The 15,806-nt window shown below is 62.1% G+C and carries 14 protein-coding genes and 1 pseudogene; 10 read left to right on the top strand and 5 right to left on the bottom strand.

The window, feature by feature from the left end; all coding sequences use genetic code 11:
- Window positions 1–479: 479 nt before the first annotated feature.
- Window positions 480–1,748 carry an MFS transporter gene (locus tag E3T31_RS05250; protein WP_134467881.1) on the top strand — a complete coding sequence of 423 codons (1,269 nt, stop codon included), beginning with the start codon at window positions 480–482 and terminating at the stop codon, window positions 1,746–1,748.
- Here E3T31_RS05250 and E3T31_RS05245 read toward each other — a convergent pair.
- Window positions 1,745–2,236 (bottom strand): FBP domain-containing protein, encoded by a 492-nt coding sequence (locus E3T31_RS05245; RefSeq protein WP_134467798.1) that lies wholly within the window; start codon window positions 2,234–2,236, stop codon window positions 1,745–1,747. The two genes, E3T31_RS05250 and E3T31_RS05245, sit on opposite strands and share 4 nt — an antisense overlap.
- A 230-nt stretch (window positions 2,237–2,466) precedes the next feature.
- Here E3T31_RS05245 and E3T31_RS05240 point away from each other — a divergent pair, with 230 nt between their 5' ends.
- The gene (locus tag E3T31_RS05240) at window positions 2,467–2,703 is read left to right on the top strand and encodes a cupin domain-containing protein (protein WP_241977665.1); all 237 of its coding nucleotides are present in this window, start codon (window positions 2,467–2,469) and stop codon (window positions 2,701–2,703) included.
- Between the two features lie 10 nt (window positions 2,704–2,713).
- Here the strand turns inward: E3T31_RS05240 and E3T31_RS05235 are convergent, their stop codons facing one another.
- The gene (locus E3T31_RS05235; RefSeq protein ID WP_134467796.1) at window positions 2,714–3,307 is read right to left on the bottom strand and encodes a CdaR family transcriptional regulator; all 594 of its coding nucleotides are present in this window, start codon (window positions 3,305–3,307) and stop codon (window positions 2,714–2,716) included.
- A gap of 44 nt (window positions 3,308–3,351) precedes the next feature.
- On the opposite strand from E3T31_RS05235, the pseudogene E3T31_RS18635 reads away from it, so the two are divergent.
- Window positions 3,352–5,947: pseudogene (locus tag E3T31_RS18635) on the top strand (hydantoinase/oxoprolinase family protein); the annotation flags it as partial.
- A 386-nt stretch (window positions 5,948–6,333) separates the two neighbouring features.
- A complete protein-coding gene (locus tag E3T31_RS05215; protein WP_241977663.1) occupies window positions 6,334–7,449 on the top strand; it encodes a cytosine permease in 1,116 nt (371 codons plus the stop codon).
- On the opposite strand, the gene E3T31_RS05210 is transcribed toward E3T31_RS05215, so the two are convergent.
- Window positions 7,333–8,799 carry a PucR family transcriptional regulator gene (locus E3T31_RS05210; RefSeq protein ID WP_134467793.1) on the bottom strand — a complete coding sequence of 489 codons (1,467 nt, stop codon included), beginning with the start codon at window positions 8,797–8,799 and terminating at the stop codon, window positions 7,333–7,335. The genes E3T31_RS05215 and E3T31_RS05210 overlap by 117 nt on opposite strands.
- Before the next feature lie 107 nt (window positions 8,800–8,906).
- Here E3T31_RS05210 and pxpA point away from each other — a divergent pair, with 107 nt between their 5' ends.
- From pxpA to E3T31_RS05175, 6 genes are all read left to right on the top strand, one after another.
- Window positions 8,907–9,635: a 5-oxoprolinase subunit PxpA gene (gene pxpA, locus E3T31_RS05205; protein ID WP_255454026.1), complete on the top strand. Its 729-nt coding sequence runs from the start codon at window positions 8,907–8,909 to the stop codon at window positions 9,633–9,635.
- A gap of 74 nt (window positions 9,636–9,709) precedes the next feature.
- Window positions 9,710–9,946, top strand: coding sequence for an acetyl-CoA carboxylase (locus E3T31_RS05200; RefSeq protein ID WP_134467791.1), 237 nt, complete (start codon window positions 9,710–9,712; stop codon window positions 9,944–9,946).
- 70 nt (window positions 9,947–10,016) lie between these two features.
- Window positions 10,017–11,372, top strand: coding sequence for an acetyl/propionyl/methylcrotonyl-CoA carboxylase subunit alpha (locus E3T31_RS05195; protein ID WP_134467790.1), 1,356 nt, complete (start codon window positions 10,017–10,019; stop codon window positions 11,370–11,372).
- Window positions 11,369–12,262: an allophanate hydrolase subunit 1 gene (locus tag E3T31_RS05190; RefSeq protein ID WP_134467789.1), complete on the top strand. Its 894-nt coding sequence runs from the start codon at window positions 11,369–11,371 to the stop codon at window positions 12,260–12,262. Before E3T31_RS05195 ends, E3T31_RS05190 begins: the two co-directional genes overlap by 4 nt.
- The gene (locus tag E3T31_RS05185) at window positions 12,252–13,217 is read left to right on the top strand and encodes a biotin-dependent carboxyltransferase family protein (RefSeq protein ID WP_134467788.1); all 966 of its coding nucleotides are present in this window, start codon (window positions 12,252–12,254) and stop codon (window positions 13,215–13,217) included. Before E3T31_RS05190 ends, E3T31_RS05185 begins: the two co-directional genes overlap by 11 nt.
- Window positions 13,218–13,681: 464 nt before the next feature.
- Window positions 13,682–14,653 carry an NAD(P)-dependent alcohol dehydrogenase gene (locus E3T31_RS05175; protein ID WP_134467787.1) on the top strand — a complete coding sequence of 324 codons (972 nt, stop codon included), beginning with the start codon at window positions 13,682–13,684 and terminating at the stop codon, window positions 14,651–14,653.
- On the opposite strand, the gene E3T31_RS05170 is transcribed toward E3T31_RS05175, so the two are convergent.
- Complete coding sequence (locus tag E3T31_RS05170) at window positions 14,650–15,147, bottom strand: nucleoside deaminase (protein ID WP_134467786.1); 498 nt, start codon at window positions 15,145–15,147, stop codon at window positions 14,650–14,652. The genes E3T31_RS05175 and E3T31_RS05170 overlap by 4 nt on opposite strands.
- A gap of 50 nt (window positions 15,148–15,197) precedes the next feature.
- The gene (locus tag E3T31_RS05165; RefSeq protein WP_174844848.1) at window positions 15,198–15,752 is read right to left on the bottom strand and encodes a CGNR zinc finger domain-containing protein; all 555 of its coding nucleotides are present in this window, start codon (window positions 15,750–15,752) and stop codon (window positions 15,198–15,200) included.
- Window positions 15,753–15,806 lie beyond the last annotated feature (54 nt).

The following is a 15,806-nucleotide window of genomic DNA, read 5'->3' as shown; positions in this document are numbered from 1 at the left end:
TGGTCTCGCACGGCGATCAGTCACCGTTCTATAATAGAACACCGTGTTCTATTATCGTTTTCTGAATCATATACGACATTGGGTGATCCACAGGGGCCGGCGGCGTATCTGGCCGAGCATCCCACAAGCGCCTGAGTCTGGTAGAACGCGCGCCACCACGGTCAACCGACCTTGAGCCAGGCGCGAGTGGTGGGCGCTACTCATCATTCGCGACTCGGTGCCGCGGCGCTAAACCGACGTCAAACTCGAGCTTCCGGGCATCCGTCAAATAATTGGTTGCGGCAGATGGGAAGTAATGGTGCTGGCTCGCCGTTAGAAAGGACACACGGGCTGGTGCACGCCTGCCATGGTAGACGCGTCCAAGCCAGATCGCGCGCCCGATATTGTGACCAGGGGCCTGCAACGAATAGCTGGCTAGCCATCCGCTCTTCGTAGGTCGATGATTACTCTGTGCATACATGCAGCGTTGGGTGCGGGTCGTGAACCCGGCGGCTCGGCGGGTGCAGCGCGTCTACCTGACCCTGATGCTTGGGAACACGCTCGCGGCGTCGTTCATCTGGGGCATCAACACCCTGTTTCTGCTCGACGCTGGACTGTCGAACTTCGAGGCCTTCGCCGCCAACGCGTTCTTCACCGTGGGCATGGTGATCTTCGAGATTCCGACCGGGGTAGTCGCCGACACCGTCGGGCGTAAGGCGTCCTATCTGCTCGGCACCGTCACACTGGCGGTCACGACCGGGCTGTACTGGATGCTCTGGCTCTGGCACGCGCCATTCGTCTGGTGGGCGATCGTGTCGGTGCTGCTCGGACTCGGCTTCACCTTCTTCTCCGGCGCCGTCGAAGCCTGGCTGGTCGATGCCCTGGCCGCGACCGGCTACACCGGCAGCCTCGAAGCCGTGTTCGGCCGTGGCCTCATCGTCACCGGAATTGCCATGTTCACCGGCTCAGTACTCGGCGGGGTGATCGCTCAGGTCACTGACCTCGGGGTGCCGTTCCTGGTGCGCGCCGGGGTGCTCATGCTGATGTTCGTCTTCGCGTACATCGTTATGAAAGACCTCGGCTTCACCCCGGATCGCTCCGCCGGCCCGCTGAAAGCGACCCGCAACGTGCTGACCCAATCGATCGAGCACGGCCTGAAAAAGCGCTCGGTGCGCTACGTGATCTTTTCGGCGCCCTTCGCCGGCGGGGTTGGAATCTATGCGTTCTACGCGCTGCAGCCCTATCTACTCGAGCTGTACGGCGACCCGACCGCGTACTCCATTGCCGGGCTGGCCGCGGCCGTGCTGTCCCTGGCGCAGGTGTGCGGCGGACTGCTGGCGCCGCGCATCCGCTCACTGTTTAGAAAACGCACCAGCATGGTGTTGGTGGCGGGAATTATCAGTATCGGCACGCTCGTGGCGCTCGGCCTGAACAGCCTGTTCTGGCTGGCCGTCTTGCTATTGGTCGTCTGGGGCTTCGTGTTCGCCGTCGCCGGGCCGGTACGGCAGGCCTACCTCAACGACATGATCCCGTCGAAACAGCGCGCAACCGTGCTGTCGTTCGACTCGCTGTTCGGCAGCCTCGGTGGCGTGTTCATCCAGCCGGCCCTCGGTCGCGCGGCCGACCTGCAGGGCTACGGCACCTCGCTTGTGATCGGCGCCGTCGTCGAGCTCATCGGTCTGCCGTTCCTTCTGGCCAGCCGCCGCCAGCAGGATCCAGCTGACGCCCGCACCATCCAAGCGGATGCTGCGCCGCCCGCCGGCGCTTAGCTCCCGTCGCGCACGTCCCGCAGAAAGCTGCGCAGGTGCTCGCCCAGGGCGCCGATGCGCTTCTGGCGTGCCGCCTCAACGTCGAAGCCGATGTAGGCGACCGAGGGGAGCTTACGCACGTTCGAAGAACACTCGAAGTTGGAGCAGGCGAGAATGCCGATCGTGTCGCCGTTTCGCCCGGCCTGCCCGGCGCGTTTGGTGCTGAAGAACGCAACGTCGTTGGGCAGCTGCACGTCAATGCACCACGAGCACTGCGGCCGGGTGACCATCTTGCCCTTGCGTTCGCACAACAGCAGCCCGACCGGGCCCTCATCGAGCTGCGCGATGACATAACCGAGGCCCGGAATCTTCGGGTCACGCCAGCCTAGATAGTCGAGCTTGGCCCCGGCGAGCGTGGCCACGTTCGACGGCAGGGTCACGGCCTTGCGCTCACTCAGGGACGCATTGATGAACGCCGCCCGGATATCCGTTTCGGTGAGCTGGAGCATGGGGGAGCCTTGTCTGTCTGGGTGCGTTGGAGCACTGTATGCGTTCTCCAAACTACGCGTGCGGTCGCCCTCCCTCAGATTCGCAATTCCCGCGTCGATCGCGCGGCGCCTGACTGCCACTTGCCGCGTCATTTTTCGATGGGTGAGTATGATCACTGTCATATCGGTGAAGAGAGCGAAGGAAAAAGTTGGCGACCAGCGAGACTCAAATCGACAATGGGATTTTTCGCGTGACCAAATGGACGATTGAACCGGGAGATGCCATTCCCATGCACGTTCATGATTACGAGTATGCCGTGGTGCCCCTCGTCACTGAAACAATGCACGTGATCAACGCCGACGGTTCGGAAATTGTCGCTGAAATTCGCAATGGCCAGAGCTACACACGCCCCTCCGGCGCCGAACACACCGTCGAGAACCGGGGGACCCGCACCATCGAATTCGTCGAGGTCGAAAAACTCGCCTAGCTCCCTGGCCTTACCGGGCTAGAAATTCAATCTGGTCTTGCAGCGCCAGCACGTCATCCTGAAAAGCCAGGTACAGATTCGCGATCGTGGCGGTGCTGCTCATCGGGGTTCCCAGCAACTCCTCGCATTTGCGCAGCCGATACCGAACCGTATTGGCATGAACATACAGATGCCGGGCGCTTCTCCCAACATCCTGATCCAACGCCAGATACACGATCAGGGCTTCGATCAGGTCGTCGTCGAGGTTGAGGGTCGCGACAAATTTGCGCAATTTGTCTTCCAGCTGCGGCGCCTCGCGTCTCGCCAGTAGCCAGCTGGCCAGGTCAACCTCGTCCAACCGCACCACGGTGCGCTGGGCCCCGCGGTGCCGGCCCGCCTGCGTCGTGCGCCGCCGTGCTATTTCCAGGGCCGTCTCGGCCTCGCGAAACGCCATCGGGGTACTGGCCAGTTCGCTGAACGGCTCCGACGTGCCGACGACGAGTTCGGTCCCGGCCAGGGTGAGCCAATCGGCCACAACGGCGGAGTCTGCAACCAACGCATGGATGCTGGCCATCGTGCGGGACCCGCCGCCGTTCTCATCGAGCAGCAGCCCCAGGCCGCCCAAAGCCGCTTCCTGCAGTAGGCCCTCGATGAGATGCTTCGCGGCTCATGAATTCCTACGCGAACCCGCAGAACGAAATCCGCATGCGGGAAATACTTGAGGAAGAACTGCCCAATGCGACGGTGTCGACGTCGGCCGAAATTCTTCTGGAAATCTTCGAGCATGATCGGTTCAACACGACAGTGGCCAATGCCGTTCTCGCCCCGCTCGTGTCGGGCTACGTCAATTGGCTGTCCGATCAGCTCAAGGCCGGCGGGTACAAGGGAGACCTTCTGGTGCTGCACTCGGGCGGAGGGTCGATGACCCCCCGCATGGTCGAACGCTTCCCGGTGCGCCTGGCCTCGTCGGGGATCGCTGCGGGTGCTATCGCGGCCAAGCATGTGGCCCAGCAGTGTGGCTACGAAAACGCCGTCGGCCTCGACATGGGAGGAACGTCAACGGACATCGCGTTGGTCAGCGGCGGTGAACTGCGCATCACCAAGGAATGGCAGGTCGAGTACGGCCACCCAATCATTTTCCCGAGCATCGATGTGCTGACGATTGGGGCTGGTGGTGGCTCGCTCGCCTACATCGACATCGCCGGATCCCTTCGGAACGGGCCGCAGTCCGCCGGCGCCGATCCAGGTCCCGCGTGCTGCGACACCGGCGGCGACCAGCCGACGAACTCCGACGCCAACGTCGTGCTGAACCGCCTGGGCGCCTCGCTCGCGGGAGGCGAAGAATTTGAACAAGGCGCTCGCGACCTAGGCGATCAAGAAGTTCATCAGCGATCCGCTCAATATGCCGATCGCTGAAGCCGCACACGCGGTGATCCAGGTGGCCAACGCCAACATGGCTGACGCCGTCCGACTGGTCTCCATCCGCAGAGGGCACGACCCCCGCGATTTCGTACTCGTGGCCTTTGGCGGCGCCGGCGCGCTGCACGGGGCCGAGGTGGCCCGTGAACTGAACATACCAACGGTCATTATCCCGCCGAACCCGGGCGTAGCATCCGCTCTGGGCAGTCTGCTCGTGGACATTCGTCACGATTTGTCGAGCATGTTCACCGGAATTGCGGCCGATGCCGACACCGAAGCGCTTGAGGGCATGTACACCTCGTTGGAGTCAGAGGCGATGGCACGGTTGCGCCAGGAATGCGTCGCAGACGAGAACGCACTGCTGCAGCGGCAAATCTCCATGCGCTACCTGGGCCAGTGGCGTTCGTTGTCGGTCAGCATCGGATCGGGGCCGGATGCCCTGGCCGAAGCCACGGCCATGTGTGAGCGCGAAGTTCTGCGTCTCGTCGACCGATATTCACAGGCAACCGTGCAGCACGCGATGCAGGAAACCCAGGACTATGTCGAACACACCGTTCGACTACGGTTGGAAGGCCTTCCGCACGGCGTCTGGGAAACCACCGACTACAGGGACAACGACCCGGGCAAGGACGAAGGGCTCGTACCGATCAAGATCAAGCTGACCCTCGACGGCACCGGCATCCACTAGGATTTGGCCGGATCGGCGCCGGTCGTGGCCACGTTCCTGAACTCCGGCTACGGCACGACATACTCGGCAATCTACGCCGGCACCAAGACCGTCTTTCCGGATGTTCCGCTGAACTCTGGGTTTTACGCCGCGGTCACCGCTGACATCGGCACGGAGGGAACCGTCGTCAACGCCGGCTGGCCGAACGCCGTCACCGGCTTCTGTTCCGGACCATACGAGAAGCTCATGAACGGCATCTTCGAGATTTGGTCCAAGATCATGCCGGAACGAGCGATGGCCTGCGCCTTCAACCTGGACTACCTGCTCGTCGGCGGCAAGGACGGCCGGTCAGAGGAGAGTCTGTACTTCATGTGGTACGACTGGATGGCCGGCGGCTGGGGCGGCCGTGCGAGCAAGGACGGCAGCGGCGCTACGGCACCGGCCTTTGGCGCTGGCCTGGCCGTGCAGCCGGTCGAGGGCCAGGAACGGCTCTCGCCGGTGCTGACCTCCATGCATTAGATCGGCATGGACTCCAGCGGTCCGGGGCGCTTTCGGGGCGGCGTGGGCAGCGAGAAGGGCGGGATGCTCACCGACGCACAGAACGCGGTCATGAGCTATTGCTGTGACCGCGCGCGGTCCATCACCTGGGGGATCGAAGGCGGCCTTCCGTCCATTCCGCACGGAGTCTGGCTGAACAAGGGCACCGAGGGAGAACGCTTTCTCGGTTCCAACTTCTCCTCGGTTCCGGTGCAATCGGGGGACTCCTTCGTGCGGCCGTCGGCCGGTGGTGGTGGCTACGGTGATCCGCTCGAACGTACCTACCCCGAGGTTCTCAATGACGTCATCGACGGCTACGTTTCCATCGGACGGGCAGCCAAAGACTATGGCGTGGTTATCACGGCAATCGATCCCGATCTGGACGATTACGTGGTCGACGAGGCGGCAAGCGTTGCACTGCGACACGACATCGCTGCCCACCGAATCGGGTGGCTCAAGGAAGATCCCGCGCTCGTCTCCGCTCGTTTCGTGAGCGGTGACCTCGACATGCTCGACGTGATTCGCCGGTACGGCGTCATTCTCGACTGGGGCACCGGGGAGCTCTTCGCCACGACCACGCAGGAGCACCGGGCACTGATGGAGCGCCGATCCTCATCGCACTGGCCGATCGTGACGGTCTAGCTCCCGCCGGGGGTAGAACCGTACGCCACAATCCGTCGTTGTGCATTTGCACAGGCAGAGCCTGATCGATATTGCACTTGCCTACTGGTTTGGATGCACAGGGCATTTACATACTTGCAGAAGGTTATTCAGCGCTGGGCTTCGCTTGGCCCGACAACCCCGGCGTTCAATCATCCGTTTCACCTGAATTCTCGCACTGTGCATCACCAATCACGAAACATTTTGCCGGTCGCCACCGGCCCTAATGGAGGTACCTAGTGAATGTGAATTTGACCGGCAGTAACAATACTGTTGAGGCGACGGATGCCCTCCGCCGCGAAGGCCATGACGAAGACCAGATGACCAGGGGTTAGCTCTCAATGGCATGGTAAGGCGTCGCCAGCGCCATGTTCTTTGTGTACATCGGTGCCGCACTGGCCATGGCCTACGGCACCAAAGATTCCCTGATCGGACTGGCTCTCACGATCGTGGCGTATGGCCTGATCAACCGCGTTCTGGCCAAGTACGCCATTAACAATCGCACGACGGTAGCCCTCTTCTCGCGCACCATTCTTGGCACGGCCGGGTCGGCGATCGCGACCATCATCTTCGCCCTCGTCGCGATCTACTACGCCGTGTTCGAAGGCTCCATCGTCGCCTACGCGTTTCAGGTCGCTTTCGGGGGCGAGATGTGGATGTGGTACCTCATCGTGGTGGCGTATTCCACGCCGCTCATCCTCGGCGGAGCTCGCCGGTTCCTGGACAAACTCAACGGATGGCTCCTGCCGATCTATGTCGGCGGACTCGTCGCGGCCGTGGTGTGGGCCGGCGTTCAGTACGGATTCAGCAGCACCTGGCTCACCCAACAGCCCGAATCGGGACTGGCCTTGACGATGGGTGGGCCGGGCTGGCTCGCCACCTTTGCCGCCTACATGGGCGTCTGGATCATGATGATGTTCACCATTGACTACGCCGCCCTCGGCAAGCGCAAGGACATCAAGTTTCACCAGCGCTGGAGATTCGGTTGGGTCTTCTACATCATCGCCTACGGTTTCAGCGCCTGCGTCGGCATCTTTCTGACCTTCACCATCCCGGGCCTCGAGACCTCGGAGACGGGAATCGCCGGCGGAATCGTCTCCATGATGGGCATTCTGGGCCTCATTGTCGTTTTCGTATCCCAGACCCGCATCAACACCGCCAATTACTACCTGGGCGCCGCAAACCTCAAATCGTTTGGCGAACGGGTCTTTCGTATCAAGCTGCCCAACCTGGTGTGGGTACTGACCTCATCGGTGATCATCTTTCTCCTGATGCTCCTGCCGATCGTGAAGTACATCCTGCTGGCGTTGGCCTGGCAGGGCGTGCTCGTTACAGCGTGGGTTGCCATCAGGCACTCCAACGCCGGCCTATTTGTCGCTGAGGTCAACCAGCCGAAGGGCGATGAGGCAGGTGGCCTGGCCCTCGACGGAGCCCAAATTGAGGCGCAACAACGTCTCGATCTTGCGCAGTCGATAGTTGAGTGAGTTGCGGTGAATGAACAAGACACTGCACGTCTTCGACGGCTGCGCGTCATTGTCGAGGTACGCCCGCAACGTTTCGACCAGCGGGCCGGCGCGTTTCGCATCGTGTTCCCAAAGCGGGGCCAGAAACTTGCGTGCTGATTCCTTCGCCCCGCGCCCTGCGGTGGCCGTGACGATCGCGCTGAGGCCCAACTCCGGGGCGAGCTGGGGTCGTTCGATCCGTTGCACGAGTTGGAGTGAGTGCACGACCGACAGCCGAAGTTCAAACAGGCTGAGCGTCGGACTCTTCAATACGAGGGGTTGCCGGTCGTGGATTTGCAGCAGCCGCTCGGCGACCTTGTCAAAGTCCACGCGCGGGTTTTGCGCAAAAGCGACCAGTCTGTCGCCGAACTCGGTGACCCGAACGGTCTGAAACTTCTCGTGCAGCGCCACGCGCAACTGCCAGGAGGTCGACGCCAACTCCCCGCTCATATCCGCCACCAGAACGGATGTTTCCACTCGCGCATCCAGACCGATGTCCTGAAACGCTCGCCGCACGTCGAGATGGGTCGCTTCCTCCCACGACTCGCACGCGATCACGAAATTCTTAATCTCGTGCTGACGGCTGGCATCAACGATGACGGATCGGTTGAGCTGCAGGGCGATGATGGAAGCAACTGGCCCCAGGAGAGAAGACAGCGAAGTCTCGCTGTCCGTCTCCCTGATGGCCAGGCGGCAGGGATTGTTAAGCCCCATAGGCAGGGGAATGCTGAGTACCCCTACCTCCGGCTTCGTTCTGAGTCCGGCCGTCCAAGTCGCCAGAGCCGGGTACTGGGCGATCACCGTGCCATAGGCGTCGTACACGGCCAACGGGGATTGGATCACGTTGAAGACCGTGGCCAGCAGGGTGACGACCTCGGCATCCTGGTTGGCCAACCGCGCACACTCGTCGGCCAGTGTCCAACCCCGGTTCACCACGGCCAGGCGCTCAGCCTGCATGACGCTTTCGATGAAGCGGTTCACTTGCAGCGGCGGAACGGCCGCGGGTACCTCCAGTAGGGGAACGTCATGCTCGGTGCAGGCGGTAATGAGGCCGGGTGGCAGGGCGCGGTGAGCCATTCCCGTCGCGAAGACGATGGCCGAGACAGGTACTTCGGCGAGGCGTTCAACGAACGCGTCCCAGGTGCGTTCGTCGGAAAAGTTCATGCCGATTCCACTGGTCAGCAGCAACGAATGTGGGTCCAGGAACGGCGTGGGATCCATGAGTTCGGTGGGTGCGCATCCGCTGAGCTCCGTCGCAAGACGCGTTTCCGACGACGGCGTCTGCAGCAACAGTTGCAAGGATCGTTCCAACAGCAGGTCCACCACGCGCATCTTGAATCCCGTTCTTTCGGCAGTTTGCACAAAGTTGTTCGCAAGCTTAGTGCAGATGCCTACTGGGCCGTGCTGTCACGGCACCGTAGCGTGGAGGGATGGACGACGTGAACAGAAACTCGAACATCACCGTGAATTCCGATATGGGGGAATCCCTCGGAATCCACAGCTTTGGCAATGACGAGGCACTCATGCGGCTGATCGACGTTGCGAACGTTGCCTGCGGTTTTCACTCGGGAGACCCCGACGCGATGGATGCCACGGCAGCGCTCGCCCGGGAGCACGGTGTGCGCGTGGGTGCCCACCCGGGGCTGCCGGACCTGGTCGGGTTCGGTCGGCGCGAGATGAAGCTGACGCCCGACGAGGTCGAGTCAATCATTCGGTATCAGGTGGGCGCGCTCGTCGGCTTCTTGCACAAGTACGATCTGCCCCTCAACCACATCAAGCCGCACGGTTCCCTGTATGGAATGCTCGCCAGGGATGAAGCTTTGATGCAGGGAGCTGCCAAAGTGGCCAAGTCGTATGGCGTTCCCATCTTCGGTCTGGCCGGAAGCGCCCATCAGATCGTCGCCGAGCGCGAGGGCGTCGAATTCGTCGGGGAACTGTACGTGGATCTCGATTACAACGCTGAGGGAGGCCTCATCATTCTCCGGCGCCCGGAGAATACCGATCCGCAGAAGGCGTCAACCCGCGTGCGCCGGGTACTCGAGGACGGAAAGGTCCTCGCCAACGACGGCACGGTCCTGGACATTCCCTTCGGCACCGTCTGTGTTCATTCGGACACCCCGAATTCTCCGGCCGTAGCCCAGGCCGTGCGCGAGGCGCTCGGAAACTAATGCCGGCGCTGGCTGTTACCCCACGCGGCACCGGCAGGCGTCCCAACACACTCAAGCTCGACGAAAGTGAACCCATGAGCCACCAGATCATCTCCCCCCTCCCTGGAATCTTCTACCGCAAGCCCGGCCCGGGCAAGGAACCGTACATCAACGAGGGCGACACTGTCTCGGCCGGGCAGACCATCGGCCTCGTTGAGATCATGAAGCAATTCAGTGAGGTTCGCGCCGAATTCGACGGTGTCCTCGAAAAATTCGAAATTGAAGACTTCGGAGTCGTCAACCCCGGTGACGTCATCGCCATAACGTTCTGATCCTTCCCGGGTGGCACCCCAGGTACCCTCCCCGCCGTTCAACGTTTCCCTCGACTCACTGGAAGAGCCAATGAAGAAACTTCTCATAGCCAATCGCGGCGAAATTGCCGTTCGAATCATTCGCACCGCTCGAGAAATGGGCATCGTGACCGTTGCGGTCGTGAGCGAAGCCGACAAAACATCCCTCGCCGCTGATCTCGCGGATGAGGCGATCGTCGTGGGACCGGCTCCCGCCGGCCTCAGCTATCTGAACCACGACGCCGTGCTCAAGGCAGCCCTCGACAGCGGCGCTGATGCCGTGCATCCCGGCTACGGCTTTCTCTCGGAAAATGCTGAATTCGCGCGCAAGGTAATTGCTGCCGGGCTGACATGGGTCGGTCCCTCCCCGGAATCGATCGAACTCATGGGGGACAAGTCTCGCGCCAGGCGCGCAGCGATCGACGCCGGAGTCCCGACTCTCCCTGGCACCGAGACGGCACTGCGCGACGATGACGACATCGAAGCCATTGCAGCACGAATCGGCTACCCCCTCGTGGTCAAAGCCTCCGCCGGCGGCGGCGGGCGAGGCATCCGCTTGGTTGAGGACCCCGCACAGCTACGCGGAACAGTCGAAATCGCGCAGGCGGAGGCGCTCGGAGCCTTCAACTCCTCAGACGTCTATTTCGAAAAGTTTGTGACGAAGGCACGCCACGTCGAAGTACAGATTTTGGGCGACGGCGAAACCTATGTGCATCTCGGAGACCGTGATTGCTCGATGCAGCGCCGACAGCAGAAGATTCTCGAGGAAGCCCCCGCGCCAGGGCTACCCGACGCGGTTCGCAAACGGATGCGAGACTCCTCGGTTGAGTTAGCACGTAAGGCGAACTACGTCGGCGTTGGCACCGTTGAATTTCTCTACGATCCGCACAGCCATGAGGTCGCCTTTATCGAGATGAACACCCGAATTCAGGTCGAACACACCATCACCGAGGCCATCACGGGGCTGGACCTGGTTCGTGAACAACTGCGCATCGCCGCGGGGGAGAAGCTCGACCTTACCCAGAATGAGGTTGCATTCTCCGGGCACGCGTTGGAATTTCGCATCAACGCTGAGGACCCGGACAACAACTTCATGCCCAGCCCCGGTCTCATCAAGACCATGAACCTGCCTGGGGGGGCTGGTGTGCGGTCCGATTTCGGTTTCATTTCCGGCAAGACCGTTGCCCCGTTCTACGACTCCCTGCTGGGCAAGATCATTGTCTGGGCGCCGACACGCGAGCTGGCCATCGCCCGCGGGGAACGAGCTCTCGGCGAAGCGCACATCGACGGGGTCAAGACCACCATCGGTCTACTCAGCTCCCTCATTGCCCTGGACGACTTCGCCGAGGTCAAGCACCACACGAAATACATCGAATCGGTTCTTAGCTCGTTGGGAAACTCGGAATGAAACAGCAGACCGCAGCCCGATATACCTGGGGTGCTGACGAGTTTCTCTTTGTAGAAATCGCCGAGGGTATGTCGCTGGAAGCCAACTTCATCTCGAACAGCATCGCCAACGCCCTGGAATCGAGAGCGCTCGCCGGTATCGTGGACATCTGCCCGGCCAACGCCTCACTGCTGGTGCGCTTCGACCCGGACATTCTGGCCTGGCAGGAACTTGAACGGGTGGTGCACGCGCTGGAAGACGACGTGCGCTCGTCCACCGACAAGGTTCTGGAGACGCGCATCATCGAGATTCCGGTCTGGTACAACGACCCGTACACGAATGAAACGGGTGCCCGGTTTCGTGAGGGCTACCATCAGAGGCCCGAGGGCAATGACCTCGACTATGCCGCCGAGGTCAATGGTCTGGCCGATGCCGAGGAGTTCATCAAACGTCATCACGAGTCGCCCTGGCTCGTGTCGATGGTGGGATTTGTTGCCGGCCTGCCCTTTCTCTTCCAGCTGGTCGAGCGTGAGCAGCAGCTGGAAGTGCCAAAGTACCTGAGCCCCCGCACGGATACGCCGGCGCTGACCGTTGGATACGGTGGCTGCTTCAGCTGCATCTACTCGGTGCGCGGCGCCGGCGGATACCAAATGTTCGGAATAGCGGCCGCTCCGATCTTCGATCCGTCTCAGGAACTCGACGATTTCTCTGACTTCATGGTGTTCTTCAAACCGGGCGACATCGTCAAGTTCAAACCGATCGATGAGGCCGAATATCGGCGCATCCGGGCGGAGGTCAATGCTGGAACCTTCCGCTACCGGCAGGCTCCGATCGCATTCGACCTGGGAGCAGCCCTGGCCGACCCCGACGGTTACAAGAAATCCCTTCTGGAGGTGCTCAATGGCATTTGACATTCTCGAACCCGGCCTCTCCACCACCGTGCAAGATCAAGGGCGAATCGGCTACTACCGGTTTGGCATCCCGCAGGGTGGATCGATGGATCAGTATTCGGCAACGCTGGCCAACCGTCTCGTTGGCAACACTGTGAGCGAGGCCGTGCTGGAGTGCACTTATATCGGCCCCAAGCTGGTGTCAACGACCGACGCCGTCATCGCCGTGACGGGTGCTCCGGTGGACGTGTTCGTCAACGGAGTACTCGTGCCCGAATATGAACGGCTCGAGCTCGCGGCCGGTGATGAATTGAAGTTCGGTGTGATCAAGGGCGGCACGAAGTATTTCATCGCCGTGCACGGCGGAATTGACGTGCCGGAAGTTCTCGGTTCGCGTTCGACCTATCCCATCGGAGCCATCGGCGGAGTTGCGGGACGAGCCCTCGCCGCGGGTGACCTGGTTCCGGTCGGTGCTGCTCTTGACAATGGCCTGCCCGTGCTGGCTGCCATCGCGCTGGATGATCGCCCGGTCTTCACCAAGGATGTTGCTGTTCGGGTGATGCTCGGACTGTACGACCACAACCTCTCGGCGTCCGGGCTGGAGAGCCTCCTCAACAGCGAATGGGTGCTGACTCCGGTCGCCGACCGCATGGGCCTTCGCTACAGCGGCCCCGGAGTGGAATGGAAAGACCGCGAGCAGCCGTTTGGTGCCGGTCAGGACCCGTCCAATATCGTTGACGCCGGGTACGCCGTAGGCTCCATTCAGATTCCCGGTGGCACCCAGCCGATCATTCTGCACCGCGACGCCGTCTCCGGCGGGGGATACGCCATGGTGGCTACTGTCATTTCCGCCGATATGGATCTGGTGGCTCGCTGCGCGCCGGGAACGAAAACCCACTTCGTCGCGGTGACGATGGAGCAGGCGCTGGAAGCTCGGCACGAGAACACAGCCAGGGCCGCCAGAATCTGGTCGTAGGGCGCCGCTGCGGGCGGCGCGTTGAACGACCGAGTGCCTGTTCGCAACTGCGTCCGGTTGTGCAATCGCCGCCCAGTCGCCGTGGCCCCGGCCGGCGGGCGCGATTAAGCTGGTCACGTGGGCAATGCAGAGGTTGCTCCCGACGAGGTGCTGTGTGATTCGACAGACCCGATGGGCAGCGTGCAACTACTGCCGCCACGTGATGTTCCCCTCGGCGGGCAGCGCGCCATGAACGTGCGGCGTACTCTTCCGCAGCGCCAGCGATCCCTGATCGGTGCGTGGTGTTTTCTTGATCACTATGGCCCCGACCTGGTGAGCGAGCGCGGCGGAATGAGCGTGCCGCGGCATCCGCATGCCGGAGTGCGTGACGCCAGCGAAGATGCTCGCCGAGGCAAAGGTGATCGCGAAAATCGCTCCCGAGAATATTCGGGAGCGATTTGCTGCAGGCGGGTACGCTGTGCCGCATGAGAGCTGCCGTGTACCGCCGCTACGGACCACCGAGCGTCGTGCATGTGGAGTCGGTTCCGATGCCGGTGCCGCAGGCGGACGAACTTCTGGTTCGCGTGATCGCGAGCACAGTGAACCGAACGGACTGCGGCTTTCTGAGTGGGATACCGTATTTCGTTCGGCTGTTGATTGGGCTGCGGGCGCCGCGGGCGACGATTCTCGGCTGCGAATTCGCGGGGCTGGTCGAGCAAGTCGGGGTTGGCGTCACATCGTTCACGGTCGGCCAAAGGGTTTTCGGCTACAACGGCGTGAAATTCGGCGGCCACGCTGAGTACCTGACCATCGCCGAAGGCGGTCTCGTGGCCGAGATTCCGGCCTCAACGTCGTATGAGCAGGCCGCTCCGATCGTAGAGGGTGCCCACTACGCGCTCAACATGATTCGGGCGGCCAAGATCACGGCCGGTCAGAATGTGCTGGTCAACGGCGGAACGGGAGGAATCGGTTCCGCTGCCGTGCAGCTGCTCGTGCAGCTCGGTGCCCGGGTCACGGCGGTCTGCGCCACCGCGCACCTTGATACGGTGCAATCACTTGGCGCCGAACGAGTCGTGGACTACACGTCGGAAGACTTTACCGCGCGGGGCGACAGGTTCGACGTGGTCATCGATGCGGTAGGCAAGAGTTCTTTCGGGCGTTGCCGCCGGCTGCTGGCTCCCGGCGGAATGTACATCTCGTCGGAGCTTGGCGTTATGTGGCAGAACCCATTTCTCGCGCTCACGACGCCACTGCTGCGAAAGAAGCGGGTGCTGTTTCCCATTCCGAAAGACACCCGAGGAGACGTGCTGTTCCTGAAGGGGCTCGTCGAGACCGGCGAATTTCACCCGCTGGTCGACCGCAGTTACTCACTCGACCAGATTCGAGAGGCGTACATCTACGTAACGGCCGGTCAAAAGATCGGCAACGTCGTTATTCACGTGCAGGACGCGACCTAGTTACGGGCGTCCCAGAAACCAGCGTGCACTTCGGCAGCCTCGGCGAGAAGGGCCGGACCGGCCACCGTCACGCTGTTGCCGCCCCGGGCGAACACCTCGCGGCAGGGCAGGTCCATGGTGGCCTCCCCGTCTTGCAGCGGAACCATCGCCGCGAGCTGTTCTTCTGGCAGCGCATAGACAACGCGGCCGATGCCAGCCCAATAGATCGCTCCCGAACACATGGCGCACGGTTCGGTGCTCGTGTACAGGGTGCTCGCGTGCAGGGTATCCCGGGCGAGCAGCGTCGCCGCGATGCGTACCAGGTTCATCTCGGCGTGCCCGGTCGGATCGCCAAGCGTCACGACGGTGTTCTGACCCTCGATGATGATGTCTTCGCTCGTGACGAGGATCGCTCCGAAGGGGTGGTTGCCCACTTCGCGGGAGGCGCGGGCGACTTCGATCGCGTGGCGCAGATGCGCTTCGTCGGAACTGGATACCGTGCTGAGGTCAGTCATGAGAGTCACTTTCTCAATGGGGAAAGGTTCAAGCCTAATCACCCTCGCGGCTACTTTTCGGCGGCCTGACGCTCGCGGAAGGCGATCATGTTCATGCGGTTGCCGCAGCGCACACTGCAGAAACGCTTGGACCCGTTGCGGGACAGGTCGAGAACCAGGCCGGTGCAGGCATCTGCTTCGCAGATGCGCAAGCGACCCATTTCGTCGCTGCGGATCACATCGATCAACGCCAGCGCCGCCTCGACGCGCATGCGCTCGCCGAGCGGTGCTTCGGGCACGGTCGCGTGCAGGTGCCAGTCCGACACATCGTGACGCGCGAGCTGGGGGAGCGCGCGAGCCTCGCGCAACATGCGATTGACCTCGATCACCGCGTCGTCGCGGCCCAGGGTCCACACCCTACGGAGTAGGGCTCGAGTCTGCCGTACATCGCGCAGTTCGGCGTCATCCCCGTCGATGCGCCCGGTGAACGGAATCGGGGCAAGCAACGCGGCCAGGTCGGCGAGCGTTTCGAGCTCGTCTCGACCGCTGCGGGAGGCCCCTGCGTCGGTATCGCAGAGCATGACCACGAACTCGAGAGCCTCCTCGGTGTCAGGGGCAAAATGCAAGTTGACTCCTTATGCACTCGGTCGTAATGTCAGTGGTGTAAAGCAGTTTAGACT

The organism is Cryobacterium sp. TMS1-13-1 (assembly GCF_004403125.1).
In the GTDB taxonomy this organism is placed as follows: Bacteria; Actinomycetota; Actinomycetes; order Actinomycetales; family Microbacteriaceae; genus Cryobacterium; species Cryobacterium levicorallinum.
This window is presented reverse-complemented; position numbering and strand designations above follow the sequence as displayed.